Source organism: Pandoraea cepalis (assembly GCF_902459625.1).
In the GTDB taxonomy this organism is placed as follows: Bacteria; Pseudomonadota; Gammaproteobacteria; order Burkholderiales; family Burkholderiaceae; genus Pandoraea; species Pandoraea cepalis.
In genome coordinates this window covers 1-25,846 of record NZ_CABPRY010000019.1, presented here as the reverse complement: position 1 = coordinate 25,846, position 25,846 = coordinate 1, and the positions used below count along the sequence as shown (strand labels likewise).

Below are 25,846 nucleotides of genomic sequence, written 5' to 3'. Positions count from 1 at the left end.
ACATGGTGCTTTTTTGCGCGCGCCCATGAGCGCACGCCAAGGAGCGACGTATGAGGTCGGTTCAGAGCGGGATATCGGGCGGGGCCCAAATATCCGTTGTTAGCCGCCCAATCGACGGGCGTAGCGACAGCACATTGTCGTCTTCCGATCTGGCGGCACGCAGTGCCCCGCCGCCCGAGGGGCTGCGCCACGCGGTGCTGCGTGCAAGCGCGGACGAGCGTCGCGTGATTTCGCTGCAAGTGGCCTGGCTGGCACACAGGTTCGCGGGGCGCCCCGAGACCGCCGATCGATTCGGGATCGATGCGGCACCGCAGCTCGGCGCGAGCGCCATGGGCGTCGACTTGCCATTCGATAAAAATGCGCTGCGACAGGCTTGGCGCACCCGCTTTTCCCATCTGCTGGACGGTACGCGGGTCAGCGCAGTGGCACGCGATCTGATGAAGTGGTGCGCGGTCCCTGACGGCCCGATGCCGGTCGTCCCCCAATGGCATTGGCTCTCGTCGACCGACGAGGCGGCGACCGACGTGCGGGCATGCGAGCGTTTGCCCTTGCGTGAATGGCCGGTCGCTGTGCTGAGTGTTGCGCTAACGCTGTCGAATCTGCGCAATGCAACGCTGCCCGATCTGTCGATGCCGAACGGTGATTTGCGCGGTGTGACGGCGCCAGGCGCTCAGTTTGGCGGCGGGTATTTCAGTGGGGCGTGGTGGACTGGCGCATCGTTGGTAAATTCGGGATTTGCGTACTCGAATCATGTCAACGCCGACTTCGAAAAGGCTGATCTGCGAGGGGCCTGTTTTCGGGCGGCGGATGTCAGCGGCGCACGGCTCGTGAAAGCCGATCTTCGTTGTGCCGATCTTTGGCATACGGTGATGTGCGGCACCGACCTGAGCGAAGCGAGATGCCAGGGACTGCAGTTTGTGCAAGTTCGTCTCGATGGCGCATCGTTCCACCGGGCCAAATTGCAGCAGGCGAGCTTTACTGGGGGCACCGCCCACGGCGCGAAGCTGATCGGCGCAAAGGCCAAACACTCGCAATGGACGTCGGTGGCCATGCGCAACGGGCAGGCCATCGGCGCCGACTTGCGGGGCGCCGAATTCCGACACTGCGAATGCCTGGGGTGGGACGCGCGCGGAGCGAAGCTCAACGGCGTGTTTTTTGAATCCTGCGATCTGCGCCATTCCCGATTCAGCGGGGCGAGTTTGAAGCACGTGCGCATCGGGGCCAACTGCAATCTGGCCGGCACGCAATGGCACGGCGCCCGCGTTCGCCTCGACGCCGCGTGGCTGCGACACCTGACACCGTTCGAACTTGAAAAGGTCGTGCAATCGTTGACGACGTTGCCACTCGACCAGCCGGCGATGCGCGCGAGCATCTTCATACAACTATTGGTCGCGCTCGCCAGTTCGCCTGGCATTCTGGGCGGGGGGCGCGAGGTCGCGCCGCGGCTCGAGCGGCTGCCTGCGTCCGTGCAGCGCAGCGACTGGCTCGGTCGTTTGCTGGTCGGCGGGGGCGAGGCGGGAGCCATTGGCGGACATGACGGCATTGCCGAACTTCGGGCGCAATGGCTCAGGCGCACGCTTCACGAACTGGTGGACGAGCGGTGGTTGCGGCCACGGGCGGAATGGGGGACGGCGTCGCTCATGACGGCGTTGCACCGGCGCTGCAGTCATGTGTCGTCGCAGGCCGTATGGCCGCTGGCGGGGGCGATGTGCCAAACCCTCTACTGGGCCGGAGAAGGCGTGGATGGCATTGGCGACACGCGTGTACAGGCGCTGCGGTCCGCGTGGTTCGAGGCGCTGCCGCCGCAGGTGCACGTGGCGCTTTCGGCGGATGGGATCGATGCATTCGATGCGTCGTACATCGTACTGATTGGGGCGGACGGCGGGGTTGCGGCACGTCTGCCGAGGCACCTGCTGGCGAGTGTGCTGGAGGGGGGGGCGGGGCATCCGGCGACGCAGGGCAACGTGTCCCACGTTTTCGAGACGCTGCCGGGCTGGCGATGGGTCGGTACGCGCGTCATCGTGCGCGATGCGGCGTCGCCCGACGATTTTGTCCCGGGCAGCATGGCGCAACTTCAGGGGCTGCTCAGGGAGTTCGGCTTTCTTGCCGGGCTTTGGCCAATAGAGCATCCGCTCGCCCCCTTCCTCCGGCTTGTTGGGCGTTGGTTTGGCATGGGCGGCGCCAACCACGCCGATGCCGCGTGTCATGGGGCATGGGATCCGTGGCACTCGGCCGTCGGCACGGCGACAATGCAGGCCGTGCCAGCGCCATTGAGCACGGCCGACCGACTCGACGCCGTGGTCCGTTCGTCGCGCTCACCGAACCATGCGCAGTTGCGGCGGGCAGGACATGCCGACATCGAAGACGTTTTCCGCGAGATTCCCTTCGTCATGCCCGCCGGCGAGCCGCCGTTGAGCGTTGCCATGGCGCGGCACGTTCGATGGGTGTCCGTCGTCGCCGGATTGAGTTGGCTGGCGACCCAACCGGAATGGCACCGACCGTGGTCGATCGCGAACGGCGCCTCGGGGGCGCCGGCAAGTGAGCGGTTGCCGGCAGATGAGTTGAGGGCTTATCGCGACTACGCGCTCGCAGCCCTGAACGAAACCCTGCGAGGAGACGCCGCGTCGCGTCACTTGCCGCAGGCGCTGGCGTTGCGCGAATGTCTGGCCGGCGAGACGAGCGCGGTGGAACGACTGGCAGAGCGGCTGGCCGACTGGCTGACTTGCCCGGACATTGCACAGTTGCCGGGGCTTGCGCAGGCGTGTCGTCAAACGCTGCCTTGGTTCTGGGCGATCCGTCTGCCGCTCCAGGCGGGCGCGATTCGTCGATGGATGCTTTCAGCGGCGGAGGCCAACGACGGTTTTTCGGCGGGGACCGATGACGATTAAGCAGGAATGAGCCGGTTTTTGCCCGATGTTTCACCGTCAGGGCATGTCGTCTTTCGTGGTAAAACGTGCTTGCGCGCCAAGCGTTCCCGTTCGCGGTGACGCTTTTCGGACGTCCGGACGCGTCAAGTGCCGGCCGTTGGTGACTTTTGTTGGGTGTTGGCTGCGGATGCCATTGCGAAGCGGGGGTGCCCAAGCGGCGGTCCCGTGAGTTGGGATACGGGAAGGCCAACGCCCTGTTTTCAGGCAATCAAGGGTTTCATACTCTCCCAGGCATCATGGACTCGACTGGTATCGCGTCAGGCTATCCGGGGTTCGTGGCGGTGAATCGTCGCGAGCTTGACGCCCACATTCCACTCTCCTGGCCGTTGTTCGACGCCGACGGCACACCGCTGCTGGCGGCGGGCGAGCGTTTGCCGTCCGAGGCCGATCTCGACTGGCTCTTCACGACGTTCGCGCCGCACCGGCCGCTTCCCGAGGGGGCGACCACGGGCGAAGCGGCGGGGCGCACGGAGGCCGCCAATTCCGCGTCGCCACTGGGGGCCGGCGCGTCGGCCGCGTACCTGCAGGGGTTGCCGGTGCCGTTGCCAGTCGGCGCATGGATACAGGTGCGTGTCTCGCCGGACGCCGAGAGCCCGCGCGTACGCGCTCGCCTGATTGGCCGCGCGCCCAACGGTATGTTGATCATCACGCCGCCTGCTTCGGGCGACACGCGTCGACCGGTGACGGCGGGCGACCGGCTTGCGCTCTGGACATTTCCGGGCGACAACCTGTACGAATTCACTTGCGATGTGCACAGCGTGCATCAGGGGCCGTTCGACTATGTGGTGCTTTCGCGTCCTTCGCAGGTGCGTGAGACGCCCGTGCGTCGTACACCTCGCGTCGATACGCGGCTGGTGGCGCGACTCTCGCCACTGGACGAGACGTCGCGGGTCTCGTTCACCCGCATGCTTGCCGACCCGCAGGACACACCTGAGTGGCTCGTACTGGTGCGCGATGTCAGCGCGGATGGCGCGGGAATCGTGGTGAAGGCGCCGCTGCCGGAAGGCTGTCGTCTCGTCGCGTTGCAGTTCCGTGTGCCGATCGGCGCCGATGTGGTGGCGATTCTCGGTATGGCAGCGGTTCGCAGCGTGGAGGGTCCGCGGGTCGATGGAACGTGGGCCTACGGTCTGGAGTTCACGCAGATGGACACGCGAAACAAGGCGGCGATTCGCTGTTTTGTCTATGAGTCGCGCCTGACGGATCCGCGCAGCGGCCAATGATCCGCAAAGCCTTCGATGGAAAAAACGGCACCTGAATCAGGTGCCGTTCGCATGGCGTGCGCGTAGAGCGCGGAGCGCAGTGCCCAGGACGTGTCAGGACGCCCGTCAGTCCTTGAAAGTGGCAATGACGGGGGTGTGATCCGACGGCTGTTCCCAGGTGCGGGGTACGCGGTCGATCTCGCACCCGGTGCAGCGCTCGGCCAATGCGGAAGACACGAGAATGTGGTCGATGCGTAGCCCCGCGTTGCGTCGGAACGCGCCCATGCGATAGTCCCACCAGCTGAACGTCTTCTCTGGTTGATCGAACATGCGGAACGTATCGCGCAACCCGAGTCCTTGCAGCCTTGCGAACGCCTGGCGTTCCTGCGGCGACACGAGATTCTGACCTTCCCATTTCGCGGGATCGTGTACGTCGCGGTCTTCGGGGGCGATGTTGTAGTCACCTAGCAGCGCGAGTCGCGGGTGGCGCACCAATTCGTCGGAGAGCCAGTGCGTGAGTGCGTCGAGCCAGTTCAGCTTGTAGACGAACTTGTCCGAATCGACGGCTTGTCCGTTCGGGAAGTAACCGCAGACCACGCGTACGCCGCCGATCGTTGCGGTAATCAGACGCTGCTGCTCGTCGGCAAAATTCGGCAGATTCTTGACCAGATCGGTCGCTTCTCCCACCTTCGCGTGGTTGACCAGCATTGCGACGCCGTTATACGTCTTCTGGCCGGTGAAGTGCGATGTGTAACCGAGCGCGGCGATCTCGGTGATGGGGAAGTTCTCGTCGGTCAGCTTCAGTTCCTGAAGGCACAGCACGTCGACCGGATTGCTGCGTAGCCAGTCCTGCACATGACCGAGACGAACCTTGAGCGAATTGACGTTCCAGGTGGCGAGTTGCATGAAAATTCTTATCCCTCTGATGGGTGCGGGTTTCGTTGGCGTTTCGTCGGGCGGATCGGTGTCTGGATGTCCATCCGGCAACCCACTTTTCGCCCGGTTGGGGGCGCGACAGCACGCCGTGATACCCGGCATTGTAGGCGACTATCGTGCGGGCCGTGATCGCCCGGTGACGCTGGCGCGCCCTAGCCAACGATGAACACAGTTCCCCCCGGTCCCGCATAAATGACCACGGCGTACGGACCCACTTTCCGCGCACATTTCCACGCCGAAGCAAAATCGGAATGGCGTGCAATGTTGGACGGCTGCTCAGGATCGCCGGGCAATAGTCGGCCGTCCTTGGCGATGAGAAAGGTGCCCTTCGCACATTGCCATACGGCAAATCCGCTAAATGCCACTTGACCCGGTGGACGTATCGCACGGCGTCTTTCTTCAGCGTCGCCTTTACCTGGGCCGTTTCTGATTTTTTTCGCCCATCCCACGACATTTTCATAGCGTTCTTGCCTCGACATGAGAACTCCACTTCCGGTATTGAGGGTCAACAGCTCTCTGGCAGACGTTGGCGTGATCTGCGAGTCGTTGCGATGCAAATCAGGACGTGCGTGATGCGTTGTCGCTCCGGTTAGGCCGCGCTTTCGGAGAAAGCCTCTCCATTTCGACGCTACCGTATCGACTCTGCCTAGAGGGATGGGCAATTATTTCTTCGTCGCTTGTTGTAAACATCCGCGCTAACCACTGAGGTTGGATTCGTATAGAAAGGTCACTCGTCGATAGATTGATCAAACACTTCAAGGTCACGATGAAATCCGACAGCAAACTACTCAGCCTAATAGAGAATTTCCCGGTTCCGGCGAGTCTTAAGGAATCGGATACCGGAAAGTACGTGTTCAGCAATTGTCATAATGTTCGGCAGTTTGGGGTCGGTCACTGGAGGGATGTCGTGGGGCTGAGAATTGATGACTTAAAATTTCATCAGCCGGAGTGGGGGAGACATTATGCGAGATCAGTTGAAATGCTTGATGTCGCCGCCAGAGAAACGAAAGTACATGCGACCGGACGGCATCGGTTTATCGATAATTCTGGCGACGTGCAATTGGATGAGATGACGAAATTTCCGATTGTCGGCTTCAATGGGAATGTGATTGGTATCGTTACTTATCGACGCGATGTCACGCGAACACTTTCGCCAATCTACATCTACCGACTTTACAGAAATTTCTATCAGATTTCCGATGCGATCAAGCGAGCATTAATTTTCTTTGGCGTCGAATCGTCATTTATCTCCCCGCCTACTGAAGCACAAATTTGCACGTTCTTACTGAAGGTCGAGCGTTATTCCAACAAGGAAGTGGCCCGGTTCATGGGAATCTCCGACAGAACCGTGGAGTGCCATTGCGTCGCCCTGCGGAACAAGATTGTGGATGGCGATCTTGCGCGCGCCGCCTTTTTACTCACGAGAAACCTGTCATGCGGCGACGATTCGATCCAGTACTGAAAATCGCACTCACGGCAAACACGGTGGAGTGGTACGAGTTCTCGCTCACCGCGTTCATGGCATTGGAGATCGGGCGGCTATTCTTCCCAGCTTCCAGTGATAAGCATGCGCTGATGCTGAGTTTTCTCGTGTTCGCGAGCAGTTACCTGGCGCGTCCGTTCGGCAGCCTGTTTTTTGGCATCCTGGGAAGTCGCCGCGGCACAGGTGCGGCGTTAAAGCTTAGCCTGCTCGGCATGGCAATTCCGGCATCGCTGATCGCCTTCTTGCCGACGTATCAGAGCGCGGGGTATGTGGCGACCATTCTGTTGTTGCTGCTCAAAGTCGTGCAGGGGTTTTGCGCAGGCGGGGAGATGCCATTGGCGGGCTACTACGTCTCGTTAAACGCGGGTAGCCGAAATCGGGGTCTGTACTGTGCGCTCGTTACCGGTAGCGGTTTTATTGGCATGTTGCTGGCATCAGGAACGATCTTCGCTCTGCCATACCTTGCTGAATTGCTGCGACGTTCGGCGGATGCCCCGATCTCCGGATATGTGCCCGATGCCTGGCGGTGGCCGTTTCTGTTTTGCATTCCCTTGTCGATCCTGATCTATTTCCTCCGGTCATCGATTGCCGTGGATCGGAAACAGCAGACGCGCCTTGTATCCGAACCACGCACAGCAACGCCTCTGGCGCAGGCCTTCATCCTGGTTGCGTTCCTTGAGATCGCCATCTATGCGTTGTTCGTATGGATGCCAAGTTACCTGCATACCTACCTCGGCATTTCCAGCGCTGACGCCAGCTTGTCAAATGTCACGGCGTTAGTGATTCTGTTTGCTTCGATGGTGGCTTCAGGCTATGCCTCACGCGTTATCGACGCCTCACGGCTCGTCGTCGTGGGAATCGCTTCGTTGGTGATCGGCACCTATCCGTTGTTCTGTGTCCTGCGCGAGGGAGGGGTTGTGGCCGTGGTCGCCGCTCAGGCCGCGTTTGCCATCATGACGGGTTGCATGGGGGGCGTGATCTTTGTCGTTCTCCCCGACCTGTTGAGGCGCAACTGGGGAGACTTCGGTATGGCTGTCACGTACTCATTTGCTACGGCTCTGTTTGGTGGAACCGCGCCCGTCGTGTGCGCCTATCTGATTCAAGTGACAGGCTTTCTAAGCGCGCCGGCGATCTATATCTCAGCAAGTGGCTTGCTGGCAGCGCCGGTGGCCTACCATGTCTGCCGTACCCATCGTCACAGAACGCTTGATTTTGCCGGTTCCGACGCGGGTGGCCCCTATGCGTCTCGCGCTGGACGCTGACTGCAATGGAACCGATGACGCGATTGCCGCTCACCTATCTGATTACCCCCGAACCGCCACGAAACGAGCCGCTGGACGCCTTCATTGAACAACTTGACTGCGCATTGCGCTCCGGCGTCCGACTGGTGCAGTTACGTGCCAAGACCGTGACGCCTGAGCAGTACGCATGGTTGGCCGAGAAATCCGTGGCTTGCTGTCGACGTTACGATGCGCGCCTCGTGCTGAACGCGTCGCTCGGTGAGGCCGAGACATTGCGGGCGGATGGCGTACACCTCACGAGCACACGGTTGATGGCGTGCCGGCGCCGGCCACTTCCGCATGGGCAGCTAGTGTCCGCCGCGTGCCATGACGATCGCCAAGTCAAACATGCAACTGAGATGGGGGCTGACCTGCTGACCATTTCACCGGTCCTTCCCACCGCGACACACACCTCGGCAGTCCCCCTTGGCTGGTCGCGATTTCGTGGACTGGCGGCGCTGACGTCGGTTCCCGTCTATGCATTGGGCGGAATGTCGCTTGGCACCGTGGCTGAGGCTCGTGAAGCGGGGGCACACGGCATTGCCGCCATCCGCGCATTTTGGGGCGGGGCGGTCGAGCGCTCATGATTTGCGCAAGGCTGATGGCGTGCGAGGGCGCAGCGTTGTGTGGCGTTGCGTTATGCCGTCGACGACGCCGTCTTAATGTTCAGGGCTATCGAGCGGTGTGTGACGCTCACCGAGACGTGTTCGCACATGCATGAAACTTCCACGTGGCAAGTCGCATGCATGTCCTTCAGTTCGGTAGTGTTCGGCAGGCTCAGGCCTTGGACGCCGGTGTGTCGCTGGCGGTGCCAGCGGGCAACTGCGGCACCGACACGAAATCGTCAAGCGAGAGGCCCTTTTCCTTGAGCAATGCCTCCAGCACCGGTTGCAGACGGCCGAGACTCTCTTGCACGGCTTCGCGCACCGTGTCGACCACCACCTGCGTGCTCCGCTCGATCTCGATGTTGACGCGTGTGCCGGCGAGCTTGTCCTCGAATGTCGTCATGCGGCGCGTCTCGGGAATCAGCCACACTTCGAACCAGCCTTCCTGTCGATTGACCTCCGAGACTGTCAGGCTGGCGCCGTTGATCGCGATATACCCCTTCGCGAAAACGTACTTGCGGAACGCTTCGGGAATCGCAATGCGCAGCACGCGGTTGGTGTCCGATGTGCGCACGCTGAGGATGTCGGTCGAGAAATCGATATGGCCCGAGAGTGGATGGCCACCGATTTCAGCGCCATCCTTGGCGGCACGTTCGACGTTGACCTTTGCGCCCGCGCCGAAGCCGCCGAGCGTCGTGACGTTCAGGCTCTGCAGAATCACGTCGAACGACGCGCTGGTGGGCGAGAGCAATTGCGTGACCGTCAGGCAAACGCCGTCGACCGAGACGCTGGCCCCCAGGGTAAGGTCTTCGCAGAAGCCTTCGGGGAAGGCCAGCTCGAGGGTGCGCATGCCGTCGCGATCGTCGATGGACGAGAGCGTGGCCGTGCCTTGAACAATTCCGGTAAACATCGTGATGTCGGTAACTAGAGTCGTGGGGTGCTGTGTCGCAGTATTCTACTGCGTTGCGTCAGTATGCCGCTCGCCGTGCGACGTGCTACGATGCCGCCTTTTCACGGGATCGACATGAGTTTCGAAGGTTGCCTGCTGGCGGAGGATTTTTACTATTGGGCGGAGACGTCGCCCGCGCCGGACGGGCAATTTCACGGCGTGGTGCATTTCACCGGCTGGCGCGACGTGGACGACGTCATCGAAACGCTGGACCCGCCGCTGACCCATACTACGCCTGAGGCCTATCGCTGGGCGAACGACGCGCTCGAAGCCGCTCACGCGCTGGCGAAGTCGCTGGCCGCCGACGGTAGTCTCGGCATCGATCTCTGAACCACCGAATCACCCCCGGCCTGCCTGAGGGGCAAGCCCACCACGGACAGCATCATGACACAGACGAAATTTGAAATTGAGAAGCGCAAGGGCCTGAAGATCGACGGCAGCGTGCGTCGCGGCCCGCAACGCGGCAAGCAGGTTGGCGCGCAAAACAAGGGCAATGCCGCCGGCAGCAAGTTGCTGGGCGCGTTGCTCGGCACTGCGTCGGAAGACACGACGGCGGTCGACGCTGCAGGCACGACCGGCCACGACGCGACAAAGCAGAGCGCGGACAAGGCCTGAGCTCGTCGAGTGCGCGGCGCACGCAATGACGCCACGTCCGCCACGTCGGCCCGCTCGAGAATCGAACGCGTCAACTGAACGCATCAGGCGGTCGTGTCGGCCCGCGTGCCGGTCAAGGAACGATCGCCAGGAACAGGAAGGCGGCGAACAGTACCAGATGGACGGCGCCTTGCAGCACGGTCGTGCGTCCCGTGCCGAGCGTGATCACGCCAACGAGCAGCGTCACGGCAAGCAGCACGGTCTCCTTCGGCGCAAGCCCCAATTCGATGTGCTGATTGAGCACCAGCGAGACTGTCGCCACGGTCGGGATCGTCAGCCCGATGCTCGCCAGCGCTGAGCCGAGCGCCAGATTCAGGCTCGTCTGCAGCTTGTTCGCACGTGCGGCGCGCAAGGCCGCCAGTCCTTCCGGCAACAATACCAGCGCGGCAATCACAATACCGACGACCGCTTTCGGCGCGCCGGCCTCGGCGACCGCTTGTTCGACGGCGGGCGAGAGCTTTTTCGCCAGGCCGACCACGGCCAGCAACGCCACGACCAGCAGCCCCAGGCTCAGCACGGCCGTGCGGCGCGACGGCGGTGCCACATGCACTTCCTCACTCGGCGCTTTGGCCAGGAAGTAATCGCGATGGCTCACCGTCTGCACGAATACGAACACCATATAAAGCACCAACGAAATCATGCCCTCAAAGGCCAGTTGCGACGCCGTGAGTCCCGGGCCCAGTACCGAGCTCGTATAGTTCGGAAGCACCAGTGTGAGCACCGACAGCGCGCACAGCACCGCGAGCGCGGCGCTCGCGCCTTCAACGTGAAAGCCCTGCGTGTGATGGCGCACCCCGCCGAAGAGCAAGCACAGCCCGACGATCCCGGTCGAGACGATCATGATGGCCGCGAACACCGTGTCGCGGGCCAATCCCGCCTTGTCCGGTCCTCCCGAGAGCATCACCGAGACGATCAGGGCCACTTCGATGATGGTGACAGCCACGGCCAGCACCAGGGTGCCGAACGGCTCGCCAACCTTGTGGGCGACCGTTTCGGCGTGATGCACGGCGGAGAATACGGCGCCGGCCAAAGCGGCGGCACACACCACCAGCGAGGCGCCATAGGGCAGCCAACCGGCGAGGCCGAGCACGACAAGGGCCACAATCGGCATGTACATGGTCCAGTGGCCCAGCATGGCGGTCTTTGAGGAGGACATCGTCGGAGACTCCAGAGTTCGGGGAACGGACAGGGCGCGAGGCACAGCAGATCCAGCAATGGCGAGAACCTTGCCTCCGTGAGCATGTCGAGGCGGCGAGTCATGGTCTCAGAAAAGTGACACCCCGACAACAGAAGCCCTTGATACGCCGCACCGTGAACCGGGCCATACCGATCTGTCGAGAGGCCCATGGACAAACGATCTTCCGCGACCACGCCGTTGACGCTGCGTTCGAGTCCGCCGAGGAAATCGATGGCGCGAACAACGATTCCGAGCGCCGTCGCTTTGACGGCCGCGCCGCCATTGACGCGTTGGGGGCGACCGGCGTAGTGTCTCGTGCATTCCTCTTTCCACTGAGCCATCGACGGGTAACCCTGTTGCTCACTTCTATCGCGACACAAGGAGAACTGTTTTGAAACTGCTGCGTTTCGGCCCCAAGGGTCAGGAAAAGCCGGGGCTGCTCGATGGCGACGGCAATGTGCGAGACCTCTCCGGCGTGCTGGCCGACATTACGCCCGAGACGTTGAGCCCGCAGGGGCTGGCGGCATTGCGTGCACTGGATCCGGCGGCGTTGCCGGTGGTGAGCGCGCCGGGGCGTCTGGGGGTGCCGTTCTCGGGGTTGGGCAAGTTCCTGGCCGTCGGTCTGAACTACAGCGACCACGCGGCGGAAGCGGGTTTGGACGCGCCGTCCGAGCCGGTGCTCTTCACCAAGTGGGAGAACTGCCTGAACGGCCCGAACGACCCCGTGGTGCTGCCCAAGAACGCCGTCAAGGGCGATTGGGAGGTCGAGTTGGGCTTCGTGATCGGCAAGACGGCACGCTATGTGCCGCTCGAGAATGCGCTCGACTACGTGGCGGGCTATTGCCTCGTGAACGACGTCTCCGAGCGCGAGTTCCAGATCGAGCGCGGCGGCACGTGGGACAAGGGCAAGGGCTTTGACACGTTCGGTCCGGTCGGCCCGTGGCTCGTGACGACCGACGAGATTCGCGATCCGCAACAACTGGGCCTGTGGCTCGATGTAAATGGGGTGCGCCGTCAGACGGGCCACACGTCGAAGATGATCTTCAGCGTGGCGTATCTCGTGCATTACATGAGCCAGTTCGCCACGCTCAAGCCGGGCGATCTCGTGACTACCGGCACGCCGCCGGGCGTCGGCCTGGGCCAGAAGCCGCCGGTGTTCCTCAAGCCGGGCGACGTGATGCACCTGGGCATCGACGGTCTGGGCGAGCAGACGCAGGAAGTACACGCCTACGACACGCGCTGGCTCGACTGAGCGTGTGGCGGATGGCTTTCCGGTCCATCGCTCAGGCCGGCGGATGTCCGGCGTTCGGCCCGGAAAATTCCGTCTCGGCATAGTCCGTCGGCGCAAAGTCATGCGTGGCATGGGCTGCGCGGTTCGCTTCGCGTGCGATTGCTGGCACACTTGTCCCATTCGTCTGCACATGTCCGCGCCACTTGCGCGCGGACGCAACTATCGAGAGACCAATGGAACGATGTCCGTGGAGCGATGGCTTCGAGCAGTATCGTCAGTATCACGACGAAGAGTGGGGGGTGCCGCTGCGCGATTCGCGCGCGTTGTTCGAGCTGTTGATGCTCGAAGGCGCGCAGGCGGGGCTCTCATGGTCCACCATCCTTAAAAAGCGCGATAACTACCGGCTGGCGTTCGATCACTTCGATCCGGTGCGCATTGCGGCGTTCGGGCCGGAGGACGAGGCGCGCTTGCTGGCGGATGCCGGGATCGTGCGCAACCGTCTCAAGATCGCCGGCGTGATCAAGGGGGCGAGGGCCTACCTGGCGATGGAGGCCGCGGGCACGCGATTTAGCGACTTTGTCTGGCAGTTTGTGGGCGGCGAACCGTTGCAGAACCGCTGGACAGCGCTTGGCGAGGTGCCGGCGAGCACCGCCGTCTCCGATGCGATGAGCAAGGCGCTGAAGAAAGCGGGTTTTACCTTTGTGGGCTCGACGATCTGCTATTCGTTCATGCAGGCGGCGGGTCTGGTGAACGATCATCTGGTCGCCTGTCCTCGTCACAAGGCGGTGAGAGCGAAGGCGTTGGCGGCGAGTCAAAGCGCCAGCGTGCAAGCCCGGAAACGCCGTGTGGGCGCGTCGTCGGCTACAATCGCGCCTGACGAATCAGGATCTGCCTAATGTTCAGCTACCGCCACGCCTTTCACGCCGGCAATCACGCCGACGTACTGAAACACTTTATCGCCGTTGAATGCATCGATTACATGCGCCAGAAGGACGTGGCGTTCTGGTACATCGACACGCATGCGGGCGCAGGCGGTTACGCGCTCGACGGCAAATGGGCCGACAAGACCGGTGAGTTCGAGACCGGTATCGGCCGTCTCTGGACGCGCGACGATCTGCCGCCGCCGCTCGCGGACTACGTGACATTGGTGCGCGAATTCAATCCGGACGGCAAGCTGCGCTATTACCCGGGCTCGCCGTTCTTTGCGCTGCAACTGCTTGGGGATCGCGATCGGTTGCGGTTGTTCGAGATGCATCCGACCGAACAGGACGTGCTGCGCGAAAACTTCGAGGCGCAAGGGCGGGAAGTGGCGCGTCGTACGATGATTTTTGGTGCCGACGGGTTTGCGGGGCTCAAGACGATTCTGCCGCCGGCGTCGCGCCGGGCGTTCACGCTGATCGATCCGTCGTATGAAGACAAGCGCGATTACACGCGTGCAACGCAAACCGTGCAGGAGGGGCTCGACCGCTTTCCGACGGGGATGTATGCCGTATGGTATCCGCTGGTGCAGCGTCGTGAGGCGGGGCAGTTGCCGGAGCGCATGAAGCGGCTCACGATCAATGGGCAGCCGATCAAGAACTGGGTGCATGCTGCGCTGACCGTGTGCAATCCGGTGCCGGGCGGCATGGGCCTGCACGGTAGCGGCATGTTCATCGTGAATCCGCCGTACATGCTGCAGGACACCCTCAAGACGACCTTGCCGTATCTGGTCAAGACGCTCGGGCAGGACAAGGGCGCGCATTTTCTGCTCGAAGGCAGACAGAGCTGATATGTCGACCCGAAAGGGTCAGTGCACCGCCGCCGTACCGCATCGTTGTCGCCAATGTTGGCGTCGGCTGCGACATCGGTGTTGGCTATGACGCCGGTGACGACATCGATATCGGCTGCGGCGTTAGTATCAGCACTGGCATAGGCATCTGCATAGGCTTCAGCGCAAGCCGTTCATTTGCCTGAGGCAGGCACTTCGTACGGTAGCGACAGCAGTTCGTCCGGCGAGAGATAGCGCCATTCGCCCAGTGCGAGATTGCCCATCGGCAGACCGCCGATCGCGATTCTGACCAGCCCTTCCACCCGATTGCCTGCGGCGGCGACCATCCGTTTGACCTGATGGTATTTGCCTTGCGTGATGGTCATGGCAATCTCGTGAGACGAGGCACACATGACGTCCGTCGCGGCGAGAGGCTCCGTTTCGTCGCGCAGCAATACGCCGTCGCGCAAGGCCTGCAGCATGTCGTCGGTGACCGGATGCTTGGTCGTGGCCACATACCGCTTGGGCACGTGGCGACGCGGTGACATCATGGCATGCAGGAACGCACCGTCGTCGGAGAGCAGCAGCATACCGGTCGTATCCTGGTCGAGGCGACCGGCCGGTTGCACGCCGCGCACGGCCAGCGGCAACGGGAGTAGCGAATGCACGCCCTCGTGATGCGTCGGGCTCGTGGAGCACTCGTAGCCTTGCGGCTTGTTGAGCAGCACGTAGACGTGTTCGCGATATTCCCAGGGCTCGCCGTCGAGCGTGAATTGCAGGCCTTGCGGGTCCAACGACTCGCGCGGATTGTCGTGCACCACGCCGTCGATGGCAAATGCACCGGTGACAATGAGTTTGCGGCACATCTTGCGACTGCCGAAGCCCTGCGATTGCAGTAAACGATCGAGCTCGATGATGCGATCTCCGTCCGGGCGTGCATGAAAAAAGCCGATGATCTTTCGATCATCGGCTTTCTTGAAATTTTTGGTGCCCAGAAGAGGACTCGAACCTCCACGGTGTTACCCGCTAGTACCTGAAACTAGTGCGTCTACCAATTCCGCCATCTGGGCTTCGTCAGCTCGCGTGCTGCTTGCTCGCTACGAAGAAGCAAGATTATGCCGAGGGACTTACATGCTGTCAAGCGATTTGCGGCAAAAAAATGATAAGTCGGGGGGCGGTCTATCCGATCGGGTGCGTCGCCAAGTTACGCGACGTGGCCCATATGCTCCGAGCGAATCATGTCGATCAAATGGCGCAATCCGGGAAGCGTTTGACGTCGGCTCGGGTAATACATCGACAGCGGCGGCCCGTCGACGGCCCAGTCCGTCAACACGGCTTCGAGCGTGCCGTTGGACAGTGCCTGCGACACGTTTCGCGCCAGCACATAGGCCAGGCCCAGTCCGCCCGTTGCCGCCGCAATCACGCCGTCGCTCTCGTTGATGCTCAGCGCCCCCGGCACATCCAGTTCGATCGCCGTTGGCCCGTTGCCCAGTTCCCACTTGTAGAGCGTGTTGTCGCCCAGGCGCATCCGGATGCAATTGTGCGACATCAGATCCTGCGGCACCTTCGGTCGGCCATGCCGCGCGAGGTACGCGGGCGACCCGACCACGATCCACTTCAGCGCAGGCGTGAGCGGCGTTGCGATCATGTCGCCCGGCACCGTATCGCCGTAGCGCATCCCGGCGTCGAAACCTTCCGCCACGATGTCGAGCATCCGGTCGTCTACCGTGACATCCAATTCGATGTCCGGATACAACGCCACGAATCGCGGCAGAATCGGATCCAGCAGCAACCGCGCTGCATCGCGCGGCACATTCAGTCGCAAACGCCCGGCCGGCGACGCACGGTAGCGGTCCAATGCGCCAATGGCCGAGGCAATCTGCTCGAGGCCCTGTTCCAGCTCCTTCGCCAGTGCGGCGCCCGCGGCCGTTGGCGACACGGAGCGGCTTGTGCGGTTCAGCAACTTCACGCCCAGGCGCGCTTCCAGATTGCGCATCGCGTGACTCAGGGCCGAGGTCGTTACCCCCAGTTCGGTGGCGGCCTCCCGAAAACTCTGCCGGCGGCAGATCGTGACAAAGACGTTCAAATCGGCAAGCTCACCGCGAGTGAAGGCAGGCATGTCATTCCCAACAAGTATCTAGCAACCGAAATCGAATGCGCGCTACACGCGCGGAACGCCCAACCCGTTAGGTGGCCGTTGAGCAATATTCAATTTTTTATGAGGCAAATTCTACCGATTTTGCTCTGATTCTGGACATTGGCCGTGAGTGGCGTGACACGCGCGCGACACGCTTTGCGGATCGCTCATGCGGATGACTCGCGTCGGGTTTGGTCTTTTGATGATCGGGGGCGATGCTTGGCAGTGCGCTGGACCGACGGTGCGACGGCATGCCGCTATCGGCGTCGGCGGCCGGGGAGGGCGGATGTTGGACGAGCGCGCATGAAAAAAGCCGATGATCTTTCGATCATCGGCTTTCTTAAATTTTTGGTGCCCAGAAGAGGACTCGAACCTCCACGGTGTTACCCGCTAGTACCTGAAACTAGTGCGTCTACCAATTCCGCCATCTGGGCCTCGCCGGCTTGCTGACTGCTTGCTCGCCGCGAAGAAGTGAGATTATGCGTATGCCGTGCGGCACTGTCAACACTTGGGCGGAATAATTTTTCTTTTTTCTCACCCGCCTGCAAGCCCACGCTCAAATTCCGCATAGGTGGCAGTTTTCGCGAGGTTTGCCGTATGATTGTCCCTGACTGTGCGACCCCGCGTTTTCGCGCAACGCACAACACCACGGACCGTCGGGCGCCAGATGTGCCCCTCGGCCGGACTCAACCGGCACAGCAACGCTACCGACCTTTGAGCAAATATCCCTATCCGATTCCGAGCCGCGAAGAAATCCTCGGTGTCCTGCGCACCGCCGATGCCGCGCTGTCCGCCAACGATATCGCCGAAGCCCTGGCGATCAAAAAGCAGGAGCGCGAAGGCTTCTTCAAGCGCCTCGCCGCCATGGAGCGCGATGACCAGATTCGCCTCGACCGCCGCGGCTATTATCAACTGACCCACCCCTCGAACTTCATCGCCGGCCGTGTCATCGGTCACCGCGACGGCTACGGTTTCGCCGTGCGCGACGAGGGCGGCGACGACCTCTTCCTTCCCAGCGAAGAAATGAAGAAGGTCATGCACAACGACCGCGTCCTTCTGCGCGTTGCCGGCTACGATCGCCGGGGACGTCCGGAAGGGCATATCGTTGAAGTGGTGAGCCGTGCCAACACGCACGTTATCGGTCGCCTGCTCAACGAAAATGGCGTGATGGTCGTCGCCCCGGAAGACAAGCGCATCGGCCATGACATCCTGATCCCGCCGCGCGCCCAGGGCAAGGCCAAGGTCGGTCAGGTCGTGTCCGTCGAACTCACCGATTACCCCAGCCGCTATAGCCAGCCCATCGGCCGCGTCTCGGAAGTCCTTGGCGACATCGACGACCCCGGCATGGAAATCGAAATCGCCGTGCGCAAGTACGGCGTGCCCCACCAGTTCTCCGCCGAAGCGCTCGCCGCTGCCGGGGCGCTGCCCGATGAAGTGCGTGCGCCTGATCTGCGTCACCGCATCGATCTGCGCGATGTGCCGCTCGTCACCATCGACGGAGAAGATGCGCGCGACTTCGACGATGCCGTGTACTGCGAGCCGGCCAAGGTCGGCCGCAGCGATGGCTTCCGCCTGATCGTCGCCATTGCCGACGTCTCGCATTACGTGACCCCCGGCGGCCCCCTCGACGCGGACGCCCTGACGCGCAGCACATCGGTCTACTTCCCGCGACGCGTCATTCCGATGCTGCCGGAAAAGCTCTCGAACGGCTTGTGCTCGCTCAATCCCGACGTGGATCGCTGTGTTCTCGTGTGTGACGCCCTCGTCGCCCCGAACGGCGAAGTCAAGGCCTATCAGTTCTATCCGGCCGTGATCCACTCGGCCGCACGCCTGACCTACACCGAAGTGGCCGCCGTTCTCGGCAACACCAAAGGCCCCGAAGCCCAACGCCGCGCCGCGCTGCTGCCGCATCTGCAGAACCTGTACGAGCTGTACAAAGTGCTCGCGAAAGCGCGCAAGACGCGTGGCGCCATTGAATTCGATTCGACCGAGACGTACATCGTCTGCAACGCGCAAGGCAAGATCGAACAGATCCTGCCGCGCACGCGCAACGATGCTCACCGTCTCATCGAGGAATGCATGCTCACGGCCAACGTGTGCGCCGCCGACCTCCTCAAGCGTCACAAGCAGGCGGGCCTGTACCGGATTCACGCCGGTCCGTCGGGCGAACGACTCCAGGTGCTGCGCACGTTCCTCAAGACGCTCGGGCTGTCGCTCGGCGGTGGCGACGAGCCTGCGACGTCCGATTACGCGGACCTGATGACGCAGATCGAGTCGCGCCCCGACGCACCCATGCTCCAGACGATGCTCCTGCGCTCGATGCAGCAAGCCGTCTACAGTCCGGACAACATCGGCCACTTCGGACTGGCGTATCCCGCCTACGCGCACTTCACCAGCCCGATTCGCCGCTACCCGGACCTGCTCACGCACCGTGCCATCAAGGCGATTCTGGCGGGCAAGAAGTACGAGCCCGAAGTCCCGGCGGGTGTGGAAATGACGACCGGCCTCTCGCCGCACGCGCGCAAGCTTCAGAAGGCCGACGACTCCGCCGCCGGGAAAGCCAAGAAGGCCGCGGGCACCAAGAAGCACGATGCCATCTGGGACGAGCTGGGCCTGCATTGCTCGGCGAATGAGCGTCGCGCCGACGAAGCCTCGCGCGACGTCGAAGCGTGGCTCAAGTGCTATTTCATGCGCGACAAGCTCGGCGAGGAATACGGCGGCACGGTCAGCGCCGTCACCTCGTTCGGCATCTTCGTGCAGCTCGACGATCTCTTTATCGAAGGCCTCGTGCACGTCACGGAGCTGGGCAGCGATTACTTCCAGTTCGACGAAGTCCGCCACGAACTGCGCGGCGAGCGCACCGGCATCCGCTATCGACTGACCGACCGCGTGCGCGTGCAGGTGAGCCGTGTCGACCTGGACGCGCGCAAGATCGACTTCCGTCTCGTACGCGAAGTCAACGCGCGCACGCTGGCGAAAACGTCGGGTCGCACCGAGCGCGGCGGCGCACCGGTGCCGGCCCCCGCCGCCGGTGCGCCCGGACTGGCCGGTTCGGCGGGTTCCGTCGCTGCCCGGCCGGGCATTCGCCAGATGCCCAAGGGTGGTGCGCTGCTCAACGGCGTGCAACTGGCCCCGGCAGGCAAGCATCCCGCCAAGCCGAAGTCGGTGAAAGTGAATGCCGCGAGGGGGGAGCGAGGGGCGACCTCGCCCGCCAAGCCCGGTGGCGGCAAGGCGCCGGCCAAGCGTTCGGGAGGTCCGGCGAAGAAGCCGCGTCGTTGATTCGCGCAGTGCGGCGGAGGGTTTGCAGTAAGATGGGCGCCTTGTGCCGGCGGTGACTGGCAACGGGGGGTCCGCGATGGATTGCGGCGGCGGTGGCCCATGCGGGCTCCGCCGCCGTCGTGCTTTGTGCGGCGCCTGTTGTCGGCGGCCGTGCGGGCGCACGCTATTTTGAGGATGTGAAATGAGTCAATTGAAATTGCTGTTCGGCTTCCATGCCGTCACGGCGCGTCTGCGCCACGATGCCGGTAGCGTCGAAGAGATTTACTACGATCCGAGCCGGCGCGATCGCCGCATGACCGACTTCCTGAAGCACGTGGAGTCGCTCAAGGGCGCCCCGGGCGTGAAGATCAAGGTCATTCAGGCCGACGGAAAGCGCCTGGACGGCATGGCCGGTTCGTCGCGCCACCAAGGCGTGGTCGCGCGTGCCCAGGAAGTGTCGCTGGCGCTGAACCTCGACGAATTGCTCGACGGCATCTCCGGGCCGCCGCTGCTGCTCGTGCTCGACGGCGTGACCGACCCGCACAACCTCGGCGCGTGCCTGCGCGTCGCGGACGGGGCCGGGGCGCATGCGGTGATCGCGCCGAAAGACCGCGCCGTCGGCCTGAACGCGACCGCCGCCAAGGTGGCCAGCGGTGCGGCGGAAACCGTGCCGTACATCATGGTGACGAATCTCTCGCGTACGCTGCGTGAATTGCAGGAGCGCGGCATCTGGGTGGTCGGCACCTCCGACGACGCACCCAACGACATCTACGGCACCAAGCTCACCGGGCCGATGGCGATTGTCATGGGCGCCGAGGGCGAGGGCATGCGACGTCTGGTGCGCGAGCACTGCGACGAATTGATGAGCATTCCGATGGCCGGTGGCTGCGAAAGCCTGAATGTCTCGGTCGCAAGTGCCGTCTGCCTGTACGAAGCGGTCCGCCAGCGCGCAGTCGCGGCCAAGGGCGCAAAGTAAGGGACGTGCCGTAACGACCGCCAAGTCCGGGACGTGAAGTTCAGGACGCGAATTTTGGGACACGCGGTCTAGCGCGTGGGGCTCAGGACATGCGGCCGAGGACGTGAAGTTCAGGACGCGAGGTCGAGGACTGCGGCCCAGGGCGTAAAGTTCAGCGCGTCAAGTTCAGGGCGTGATGCCAGGCGCGCGAGGTCGCCGGGCATCACCGTCGCGCGTGCGCTTAGCGCGCCGCGTCGATCAACGCTTCGAGCTTGATCGCATCGGCGGCAAATGCGCGAATCCCTTCCGCGAGCTTTTCGGTGGCCATGGCATCGTCGTTGAGGGCGAAGCGGAACGACGGCTCATCCGTTTTCACGCGATCGATGCTCGCAGCGCGGGCGTCCTTCGCGTCGAGCCGTCGAGGGACTTCGCTCTGTGTCGTGCGGAGTTGTTCGAGCAGGGCGGGGCTGATCGTCAGCAGATCGCAGCCTGCCAATGCCAGGATCTGCCCGGTCGAGCGGAAGCTCGCACCCATGACTTCCGTGTCATGGCCGAAGTGCTTGTAGTAGCGATAGATGGCGGCCACCGAGCGCACGCCCGGATCGTTCTCTCCCGCGTTGTCCGCCTCGACCCAGTTCGCACTCGCCGACTTCTTGTACCAATCGTAGATCCGGCCGACAAACGGCGAAATCAGCCGGGCGCCAGCCTCGGCGCAGGCCGCCGCTTGCACCAGCGAAAACAGCAGCGTCATGTTGCAGCGAATCCCATCGCGCTCGAGAATCTCGGCCGCACGAATGCCTTCCCACGTCGAGGCAATCTTGATGAGCACGCGGTCGCGCTCGATGCCTTGCGCCTCGTACATGGCGATGAGCTTGCGCGCACGGACTACCGTGCCGGCCGTATCGAACGACAGTCGCGCGTCCACTTCCGTCGACACGCGACCCGGCACGATGTCCAGAATCTCCTGCCCGAAGGCAATCAGCAGACGGTCGATGATCTCCGCGGTGGATTCCGCGCGGTGTTCACTGACGATGCGGGTGAGCATCGGGCGGTAGGCGTCCTTCTGGACGGCACCGAGAATCAGCGACGGGTTGGTCGTGGCGTCTTGCGGCTTGTAGGCGTCCATCGCCTGGAAGTCGCCGGTGTCGGCGACAACGATCGTATGGCGTTTGAGCTGGTCGAGCTGATTCATGAGAGCGGCCTTGCGAGAAATGCACTGCGTGACATGAAGTCCGGGATGCGACCGGGCGATGAAAAACGGCGCGGCCCGCCTGACTCCGGTAAACTTCCGACTTTACCAAACTTTGCCGGAAATCCCCATGACCCAGGACGAACTCAAGCGCTTGGTCGGCCAGGCCGCCGCCGACTATGTGAACCAGCACGTGCCCGAGGGCAGCGTGATCGGCGTGGGCACCGGGTCCACCGCGAACTGCTTCATCGATGCGCTCGCAGCCCACAAGGGCCGCTATCGCGGTGCCGTCTCCAGTTCCGAGGCCAGTACCGAGCGTCTGCGCAACCATGGCATCGAAGTCTTCGACCTCAACCAGATCGACAGCCTGCCGGTCTACGTCGACGGGGCCGACGAGATCAACGCGCTTGGCCACATGATCAAAGGCGGCGGCGGGGCGCTTACGCGCGAGAAGATCGTCGCCTCGGTGGCGAAGGAGTTCGTGTGCGTCGTCGACGCGTCCAAGGAAGTTGCCGTGCTTGGCGTCTTCCCGTTGCCGGTGGAAGTGATCCCGATGGCACAGGCGAGCGTTGCTCGTGCGCTGACGGCACTTGGCGGCAAGCCGCAGGCGCGCGTGCGTGCCGACGGCAGCCCGTACATGACCGACAATGGGTGCGCGATTCTCGACGTCCATGGCCTGCAGATCCTCGACCCGGTGGCGTTCGAGACGCAGGTCAACCAGATCCCGGGCGTCGTGACCGTGGGGCTCTTCGCACAGCGGGGCGCGGACATCACGCTCATGGGTACGCCGCAAGGCGTGCGCACGCTCGACTACCACAACTGATCCCGGGAGGGCAGGATGGCTGGATCGCGTCGTCTTCCCGAAACCTGGTTCCGCCGTGGCCTATGGCTGATCGCCGTGTTGTTTGCGGCGTTCCTCATTGGCCTGGGCGGGCTCGTCGTCGACAAATTGCCGGGCGTAGCGCCCGCACCGACGCTCGACTCGTTCGTCGATCGCGGGCAGGCGGCCAGTGCCGACGCCGCCATCAAGCAGGCGCAGACACAGCTCGAAGATGTCGAGAGCCGGTTGGAGACGGCGCGTTTGCAGCTCAAGGCGCGGAGCACGGCGTATCGCAGTGCGCGAGAGTCGTTCAACGATTGGGTGGCCACGCGTACGGCGACGGCGCAGGCCAGTCAGGATACGGAACTCGTTGCGCGCACGCAGGCGCTCGATGCCTTGAAGGCGGCGCAGCGCGACGTCCAGACGCAAGTCGATGCCCTCGAGGCAAAACAGCTGGATGCCCAGCGCGCGGTGCAGTCGGCGCGCACGGCGCGTTATGCGCTGAACACGGCGGCGGGAGAAAAGCTTGCGGCGATCCAGCGTGCGCAGGATTTGAAAGTATTCGGCATTCGGCTCGCGCTCACGCTGCCATTACTGGTGGTGGCGGGATGGCTCTTTGTGCGTCAGCGCAAGAGCACGTGGTGGCCATTCGTGTGGGGCTTCATCTTCTTCGCGCTGTTTGCGTTCTTCGTAGAGCTGGTGCCGTACTTGCCGGACTATGGTGGGTATGTGCGGTATCTGGTGGGCATCGTGCTCACGGTGATGATCGGACGCTACGCCATCGTGTCGTTGCAGCGATACCTGGCGAGGCAGAGGGCGGAGGAGCAGTTGCCGGACGAGGAACGTCGCAAGACGTTGTCGTACGATTTGGCGCAGGCGCGGTTGGCGAAGTCGGTGTGTCCGGGGTGTGAGCGTCCGGTGAAACTGGACGATCCGAATCGCGACTACTGCGTGCACTGTGGCATTTGCCTATTCGACCATTGCGGTGTGTGCGACGCGCGCAAAAACGCGTTCGCGCATTTCTGCCACCATTGCGGAGCGGGTTCGACCGGCAAGTCGGCCGTGGGTGGCACAACGCTCGCTTGACCATCGCATCCAGCGGATCCCTATCGAAAGAAAACAGGCATGCGACCGGATCGCATGCCTGTCTTACGACGCCCGTGGCATTGCGCCATGGGACGTATGCGGGGACGGATTGGGGCCCCTTTCTGCAGCGAGTTGGGTTTATGTCTGAGAGGCGGAAAGGGGCCCCGATCCGTCAGGGGGGAGGTGTTTACTCAGAGGGCGGCGGCACATAGCCTTGAGCGACATCGGCGCCGTCCCCGAAGAAATACTTTTCGGTTTGCTTGACGAGGTATTGGCGGGCGCGCGGATCGGCCATATTCAGGCGATTTTCATTGATCAGCATGGTTTGTTGCTTGAGCCAGCCGGCCCAGGCTTCTTTCGAGACGCTTTCCCAGAGGCGTTTGCCAAGTTCGCCGGGCATGGGGGGGAAATCGAGACCTTCGGCTTCTTTGCCGAGTTTGACGCATTGAATCATGCGAGCCATGGGGAACTCCTTCGTGAACTTGTTGGGGCGTGAATGAATGTTGGGCGCTTGATTCGAGCCCCTTGGGGGGAATCGAAATGCGACGAAAAAGAGCGCTGCGGCCGAGAGCGGTAGATGGGGGCAGGGGCGGGAGACACAAGGGGGAGCCTTGGGCGTGCGCCGCCTGCCTGACCTTCGTTACAGCTTCTTGATGAGCACCAGCGAGCGGCGCTGCCAGTTATACAGGCGGCGGCGGTCAGCGGGCAGATCGTCGACGCCGGCCTTGACGAAGCCTCGCTTGAGGAACCAGTGCTCGGTGCGCGTGGTGAGGACGAACAGGCGATCCAGACCGCGGGCACGGGCGCGTTGCTCGATGTGTTTGAGCAGGCGTTCGCCGTCTCCGGAGCCTTGAGCTTCCGGGTCGACGGTCAGGCAGGCCATCTCACCGATGCGTTCCATCGGATACGAATAGAGCGCCGCGCAGCCAAACAAGCGTCCATCGTGCTCGATGACCGAGAAATGATCGATGTCGCGCTCCAGCTGATTGCGACCGCGACGCACCAGCGTACCGTCGGCCTCGAGCGGTTCGATGAGTTGCAGGATGCCGCCGACGTCGTCGATCGTTGCTTCGCGTAGGCTCTCCAGGTTCTCGTACGAGATCATGGTACCCACGCCATCGTGCGAGAAAAGCTCCAGCAGCATGCTGCCGTCGAGCGCGAAGGGCACGATGTGAGCACGGCCGACACCCGCCCGACAGGCGCGCGTCGCGTACTTGAGATAGAACGCCGAATCGCGATCGAGCGTGCCCTGCGACTGCAGGCGCTGGGCGTCTTCGAGCGTGAGTTCGTGCTGCAACTCGTTGTACTCGTTCATCACGCCGGGCGTTTCCGTGATGAAAATCAGCTTGTCGGCGCGCAGCGCGATGGCCGCCGACGACGCCACATCTTCCATCGTCAGATTGAACGACTGACCGGTCGGCGAGAAGCCCAGCGGGGAGAGCAGCACGATCTTGCCGCTCGCCAGCGACAGGCGAATCGACTCGGCATCGACCTTGCGAACCACGCCGGTGTGCTGAAAATCCACGCCGTCCACGATGCCCACCGGGCGCCCCGTGACGAAGTTGCCCGACACGACGCTGATGCGCGCATTACCCATTGGCGTGTTCGGCAGCCCCTGGCTGATCGACGCTTCGATGTCCAGCCGCAGTTCCCCGGCCGCTTCCTTCACCGCTTCAAGCGCGGCCGCGTCGGTAATGCGCAACTGCTGGGCGAAGTGCGACTCGATATGTCGCAGGCGCATCTGCTCCTCGACCTGCGGTCGCGAACCGTGCACCAGCACGATATGCATGCCCATCGCGCACAGCAGCGCGACATCCTGAATCAGGGTGTCGAGCCCGCCGGCCGCGACGAGTTCGCCACCAAAGGCGACCACGAAGGTCTTGTCGCGGAACGCATGGATATAAGGGGCGACCGATCGCAGCCAGTCCACGAACTGGGCTTGGTGGGCGGTCTCTTCGTCTTGTAGGGCGGGGTCGGGTTCGGTCAGCATGAGTGTACGTGCGCAAACATCCGCAGATTATATAATGCGCGCCCATGGCAAGTGATGAACGAAATCGACAATCTCCGCCCCCGAAGCCGAAAGTGATGGCTCCGGGGCATACGCGCGCCCAACCCACGGTCTCCGCGTCGACCCCAAAGCCCGCCAGGCCGCCCAAACCCGCGAGCACGGGGCAGGCCGGCGGCCCGAACCCGGCAGCGGGGCGACGCACGAC

Annotated in this window: 23 protein-coding genes and 2 tRNA genes; 14 read left to right on the top strand and 11 right to left on the bottom strand. The window is 63.0% G+C overall.

Annotated features, from left to right (window positions below; translation table 11 throughout):
• Positions 1-134 precede the first annotated feature (134 nt).
• Together PCE31107_RS22535 and PCE31107_RS22530 are read left to right on the top strand one after the other, a co-directional pair.
• Entirely contained in the window at positions 135-2,888 is a 2,754-nt protein-coding gene (locus PCE31107_RS22535) for a pentapeptide repeat-containing protein (protein WP_174966759.1), read from the top strand.
• A 275-nt stretch (positions 2,889-3,163) separates the two neighbouring features.
• Positions 3,164-4,147 (top strand): flagellar brake protein, encoded by a 984-nt coding sequence (locus PCE31107_RS22530; RefSeq protein WP_150610730.1) that lies wholly within the window; start codon positions 3,164-3,166, stop codon positions 4,145-4,147.
• A gap of 105 nt (positions 4,148-4,252) precedes the next feature.
• On the opposite strand, the gene xth is transcribed toward PCE31107_RS22530, so the two are convergent.
• A complete protein-coding gene (xth, locus tag PCE31107_RS22525; RefSeq protein ID WP_130025707.1) occupies positions 4,253-5,032 on the bottom strand; it encodes an exodeoxyribonuclease III in 780 nt (259 codons plus the stop codon).
• Between the two features lie 182 nt (positions 5,033-5,214).
• Complete coding sequence (locus PCE31107_RS22520) at positions 5,215-5,541, bottom strand: hypothetical protein (RefSeq protein WP_150610729.1); 327 nt, start codon at positions 5,539-5,541, stop codon at positions 5,215-5,217.
• Positions 5,542-5,828: 287 nt separating this feature from the next.
• Here PCE31107_RS22520 and PCE31107_RS22515 point away from each other — a divergent pair, with 287 nt between their 5' ends.
• The 3 genes from PCE31107_RS22515 to PCE31107_RS22505 are packed head-to-tail and all read left to right on the top strand — an operon-like array spanning position 5,829 to position 8,412.
• Positions 5,829-6,524, top strand: a complete 696-nt coding sequence (locus PCE31107_RS22515; RefSeq protein ID WP_150610728.1) for a LuxR family transcriptional regulator — start codon at positions 5,829-5,831, stop codon at positions 6,522-6,524.
• Positions 6,497-7,807: an MFS transporter gene (locus tag PCE31107_RS22510; protein ID WP_150610727.1), complete on the top strand. Its 1,311-nt coding sequence runs from the start codon at positions 6,497-6,499 to the stop codon at positions 7,805-7,807. The genes PCE31107_RS22515 and PCE31107_RS22510 overlap by 28 nt, the downstream gene beginning before the upstream one ends.
• Before the next feature lie 5 nt (positions 7,808-7,812).
• A complete protein-coding gene (locus PCE31107_RS22505; RefSeq protein ID WP_150610726.1) occupies positions 7,813-8,412 on the top strand; it encodes a thiamine phosphate synthase in 600 nt (199 codons plus the stop codon).
• 190 nt (positions 8,413-8,602) lie between these two features.
• Here the strand turns inward: PCE31107_RS22505 and PCE31107_RS22500 are convergent, their stop codons facing one another.
• A complete protein-coding gene (locus PCE31107_RS22500) occupies positions 8,603-9,340 on the bottom strand; it encodes a riboflavin synthase subunit alpha (RefSeq protein ID WP_150610725.1) in 738 nt (245 codons plus the stop codon).
• Positions 9,341-9,454: 114 nt separating this feature from the next.
• Here PCE31107_RS22500 and PCE31107_RS22495 point away from each other — a divergent pair, with 114 nt between their 5' ends.
• On the top strand, positions 9,455-9,709 hold the full coding sequence (locus PCE31107_RS22495) for a hypothetical protein (protein ID WP_150610724.1): 255 nt from the start codon (positions 9,455-9,457) through the stop codon (positions 9,707-9,709).
• 54 nt (positions 9,710-9,763) lie between these two features.
• Complete coding sequence (locus PCE31107_RS22490) at positions 9,764-9,994, top strand: hypothetical protein (protein ID WP_150610723.1); 231 nt, start codon at positions 9,764-9,766, stop codon at positions 9,992-9,994.
• A 112-nt stretch (positions 9,995-10,106) separates the two neighbouring features.
• Here the strand turns inward: PCE31107_RS22490 and PCE31107_RS22485 are convergent, their stop codons facing one another.
• Positions 10,107-11,189, bottom strand: coding sequence for a calcium:cation antiporter (locus tag PCE31107_RS22485; protein WP_150610722.1), 1,083 nt, complete (start codon positions 11,187-11,189; stop codon positions 10,107-10,109).
• A 412-nt stretch (positions 11,190-11,601) separates the two neighbouring features.
• Here PCE31107_RS22485 and PCE31107_RS22480 point away from each other — a divergent pair, with 412 nt between their 5' ends.
• The 3 genes from PCE31107_RS22480 (at position 11,602) to PCE31107_RS22470 (ending at position 14,209) form a co-directional block, all read left to right on the top strand.
• Positions 11,602-12,462, top strand: a complete 861-nt coding sequence (locus PCE31107_RS22480; protein WP_150610721.1) for a fumarylacetoacetate hydrolase family protein — start codon at positions 11,602-11,604, stop codon at positions 12,460-12,462.
• Positions 12,463-12,674: 212 nt separating this feature from the next.
• Entirely contained in the window at positions 12,675-13,337 is a 663-nt protein-coding gene (locus PCE31107_RS22475) for a DNA-3-methyladenine glycosylase I (RefSeq protein WP_150610720.1), read from the top strand.
• The gene (locus tag PCE31107_RS22470; RefSeq protein WP_130025716.1) at positions 13,337-14,209 is read left to right on the top strand and encodes a 23S rRNA (adenine(2030)-N(6))-methyltransferase RlmJ; all 873 of its coding nucleotides are present in this window, start codon (positions 13,337-13,339) and stop codon (positions 14,207-14,209) included. Before PCE31107_RS22475 ends, PCE31107_RS22470 begins: the two co-directional genes overlap by 1 nt.
• Before the next feature lie 173 nt (positions 14,210-14,382).
• Here the strand turns inward: PCE31107_RS22470 and PCE31107_RS22465 are convergent, their stop codons facing one another.
• The 4 genes from PCE31107_RS22465 to PCE31107_RS22450 form a co-directional block, all read right to left on the bottom strand.
• Positions 14,383-15,102 (bottom strand): pseudouridine synthase, encoded by a 720-nt coding sequence (locus tag PCE31107_RS22465; RefSeq protein WP_150610719.1) that lies wholly within the window; start codon positions 15,100-15,102, stop codon positions 14,383-14,385.
• Between the two features lie 71 nt (positions 15,103-15,173).
• A tRNA-Leu gene (locus tag PCE31107_RS22460) sits at positions 15,174-15,258 on the bottom strand.
• 134 nt (positions 15,259-15,392) lie between these two features.
• Positions 15,393-16,307: a LysR family transcriptional regulator gene (locus PCE31107_RS22455; RefSeq protein ID WP_150610718.1), complete on the bottom strand. Its 915-nt coding sequence runs from the start codon at positions 16,305-16,307 to the stop codon at positions 15,393-15,395.
• Between the two features lie 367 nt (positions 16,308-16,674).
• Positions 16,675-16,759: transfer RNA gene (locus tag PCE31107_RS22450), tRNA-Leu, on the bottom strand.
• A 280-nt stretch (positions 16,760-17,039) separates the two neighbouring features.
• On the opposite strand from PCE31107_RS22450, the gene rnr reads away from it, so the two are divergent.
• Together rnr and rlmB are read left to right on the top strand one after the other, a co-directional pair.
• Positions 17,040-19,604: a ribonuclease R gene (gene rnr / locus PCE31107_RS22445; RefSeq protein ID WP_246181943.1), complete on the top strand. Its 2,565-nt coding sequence runs from the start codon at positions 17,040-17,042 to the stop codon at positions 19,602-19,604.
• A 181-nt stretch (positions 19,605-19,785) separates the two neighbouring features.
• A complete protein-coding gene (gene rlmB / locus PCE31107_RS22440) occupies positions 19,786-20,559 on the top strand; it encodes a 23S rRNA (guanosine(2251)-2'-O)-methyltransferase RlmB (protein ID WP_130025719.1) in 774 nt (257 codons plus the stop codon).
• Positions 20,560-20,779: 220 nt separating this feature from the next.
• Here rlmB and tal read toward each other — a convergent pair whose 3' ends face one another.
• Entirely contained in the window at positions 20,780-21,730 is a 951-nt protein-coding gene (tal, locus tag PCE31107_RS22435; RefSeq protein ID WP_150610717.1) for a transaldolase, read from the bottom strand.
• Positions 21,731-21,857: 127 nt separating this feature from the next.
• Here tal and rpiA point away from each other — a divergent pair, with 127 nt between their 5' ends.
• Positions 21,858-22,550, top strand: a complete 693-nt coding sequence (gene rpiA, locus PCE31107_RS22430) for a ribose-5-phosphate isomerase RpiA (RefSeq protein ID WP_130025721.1) — start codon at positions 21,858-21,860, stop codon at positions 22,548-22,550.
• Between the two features lie 15 nt (positions 22,551-22,565).
• Positions 22,566-23,633, top strand: a complete 1,068-nt coding sequence (locus PCE31107_RS22425; protein WP_150610716.1) for a serine endopeptidase — start codon at positions 22,566-22,568, stop codon at positions 23,631-23,633.
• A gap of 187 nt (positions 23,634-23,820) precedes the next feature.
• Here PCE31107_RS22425 and PCE31107_RS22420 read toward each other — a convergent pair whose 3' ends face one another.
• Positions 23,821-24,096 (bottom strand): oxidative damage protection protein, encoded by a 276-nt coding sequence (locus PCE31107_RS22420; protein ID WP_017235753.1) that lies wholly within the window; start codon positions 24,094-24,096, stop codon positions 23,821-23,823.
• 177 nt (positions 24,097-24,273) lie between these two features.
• On the bottom strand, positions 24,274-25,623 hold the full coding sequence (gene argA / locus PCE31107_RS22415; RefSeq protein ID WP_130025723.1) for an amino-acid N-acetyltransferase: 1,350 nt from the start codon (positions 25,621-25,623) through the stop codon (positions 24,274-24,276).
• Positions 25,624-25,846: the final 223 nt, after the last annotated feature.

Bases quoted from the DNA above. Each gene is read 5' to 3' on its own strand.
- PCE31107_RS22530 (WP_150610730.1), top strand. From the start codon at position 3,164: ATGGACTCGACTGGTATCGCGTCAGGCTATCCGGGGTTCGTGGCGGTG.
- xth (WP_130025707.1), bottom strand. From the start codon at position 5,032: ATGCAACTCGCCACCTGGAACGTCAATTCGCTCAAGGTTCGTCTCGGT.
- PCE31107_RS22520 (WP_150610729.1), bottom strand. From the start codon at position 5,541: ATGTCGAGGCAAGAACGCTATGAAAATGTCGTGGGATGGGCGAAAAAA.
- PCE31107_RS22515 (WP_150610728.1), top strand. From the start codon at position 5,829: ATGAAATCCGACAGCAAACTACTCAGCCTAATAGAGAATTTCCCGGTT.
- PCE31107_RS22510 (WP_150610727.1), top strand. From the start codon at position 6,497: ATGCGGCGACGATTCGATCCAGTACTGAAAATCGCACTCACGGCAAAC.
- PCE31107_RS22505 (WP_150610726.1), top strand. From the start codon at position 7,813: ATGGAACCGATGACGCGATTGCCGCTCACCTATCTGATTACCCCCGAA.
- PCE31107_RS22500 (WP_150610725.1), bottom strand. From the start codon at position 9,340: ATGTTTACCGGAATTGTTCAAGGCACGGCCACGCTCTCGTCCATCGAC.
- PCE31107_RS22495 (WP_150610724.1), top strand. From the start codon at position 9,455: ATGAGTTTCGAAGGTTGCCTGCTGGCGGAGGATTTTTACTATTGGGCG.
- PCE31107_RS22490 (WP_150610723.1), top strand. From the start codon at position 9,764: ATGACACAGACGAAATTTGAAATTGAGAAGCGCAAGGGCCTGAAGATC.
- PCE31107_RS22485 (WP_150610722.1), bottom strand. From the start codon at position 11,189: ATGTCCTCCTCAAAGACCGCCATGCTGGGCCACTGGACCATGTACATG.
- PCE31107_RS22475 (WP_150610720.1), top strand. From the start codon at position 12,675: ATGGAACGATGTCCGTGGAGCGATGGCTTCGAGCAGTATCGTCAGTAT.
- PCE31107_RS22470 (WP_130025716.1), top strand. From the start codon at position 13,337: ATGTTCAGCTACCGCCACGCCTTTCACGCCGGCAATCACGCCGACGTA.
- PCE31107_RS22455 (WP_150610718.1), bottom strand. From the start codon at position 16,307: ATGCCTGCCTTCACTCGCGGTGAGCTTGCCGATTTGAACGTCTTTGTC.
- rlmB (WP_130025719.1), top strand. From the start codon at position 19,786: ATGAGTCAATTGAAATTGCTGTTCGGCTTCCATGCCGTCACGGCGCGT.
- tal (WP_150610717.1), bottom strand. From the start codon at position 21,730: ATGAATCAGCTCGACCAGCTCAAACGCCATACGATCGTTGTCGCCGAC.
- rpiA (WP_130025721.1), top strand. From the start codon at position 21,858: ATGACCCAGGACGAACTCAAGCGCTTGGTCGGCCAGGCCGCCGCCGAC.
- PCE31107_RS22425 (WP_150610716.1), top strand. From the start codon at position 22,566: ATGGCTGGATCGCGTCGTCTTCCCGAAACCTGGTTCCGCCGTGGCCTA.
- PCE31107_RS22420 (WP_017235753.1), bottom strand. From the start codon at position 24,096: ATGGCTCGCATGATTCAATGCGTCAAACTCGGCAAAGAAGCCGAAGGT.
- argA (WP_130025723.1), bottom strand. From the start codon at position 25,623: ATGCTGACCGAACCCGACCCCGCCCTACAAGACGAAGAGACCGCCCAC.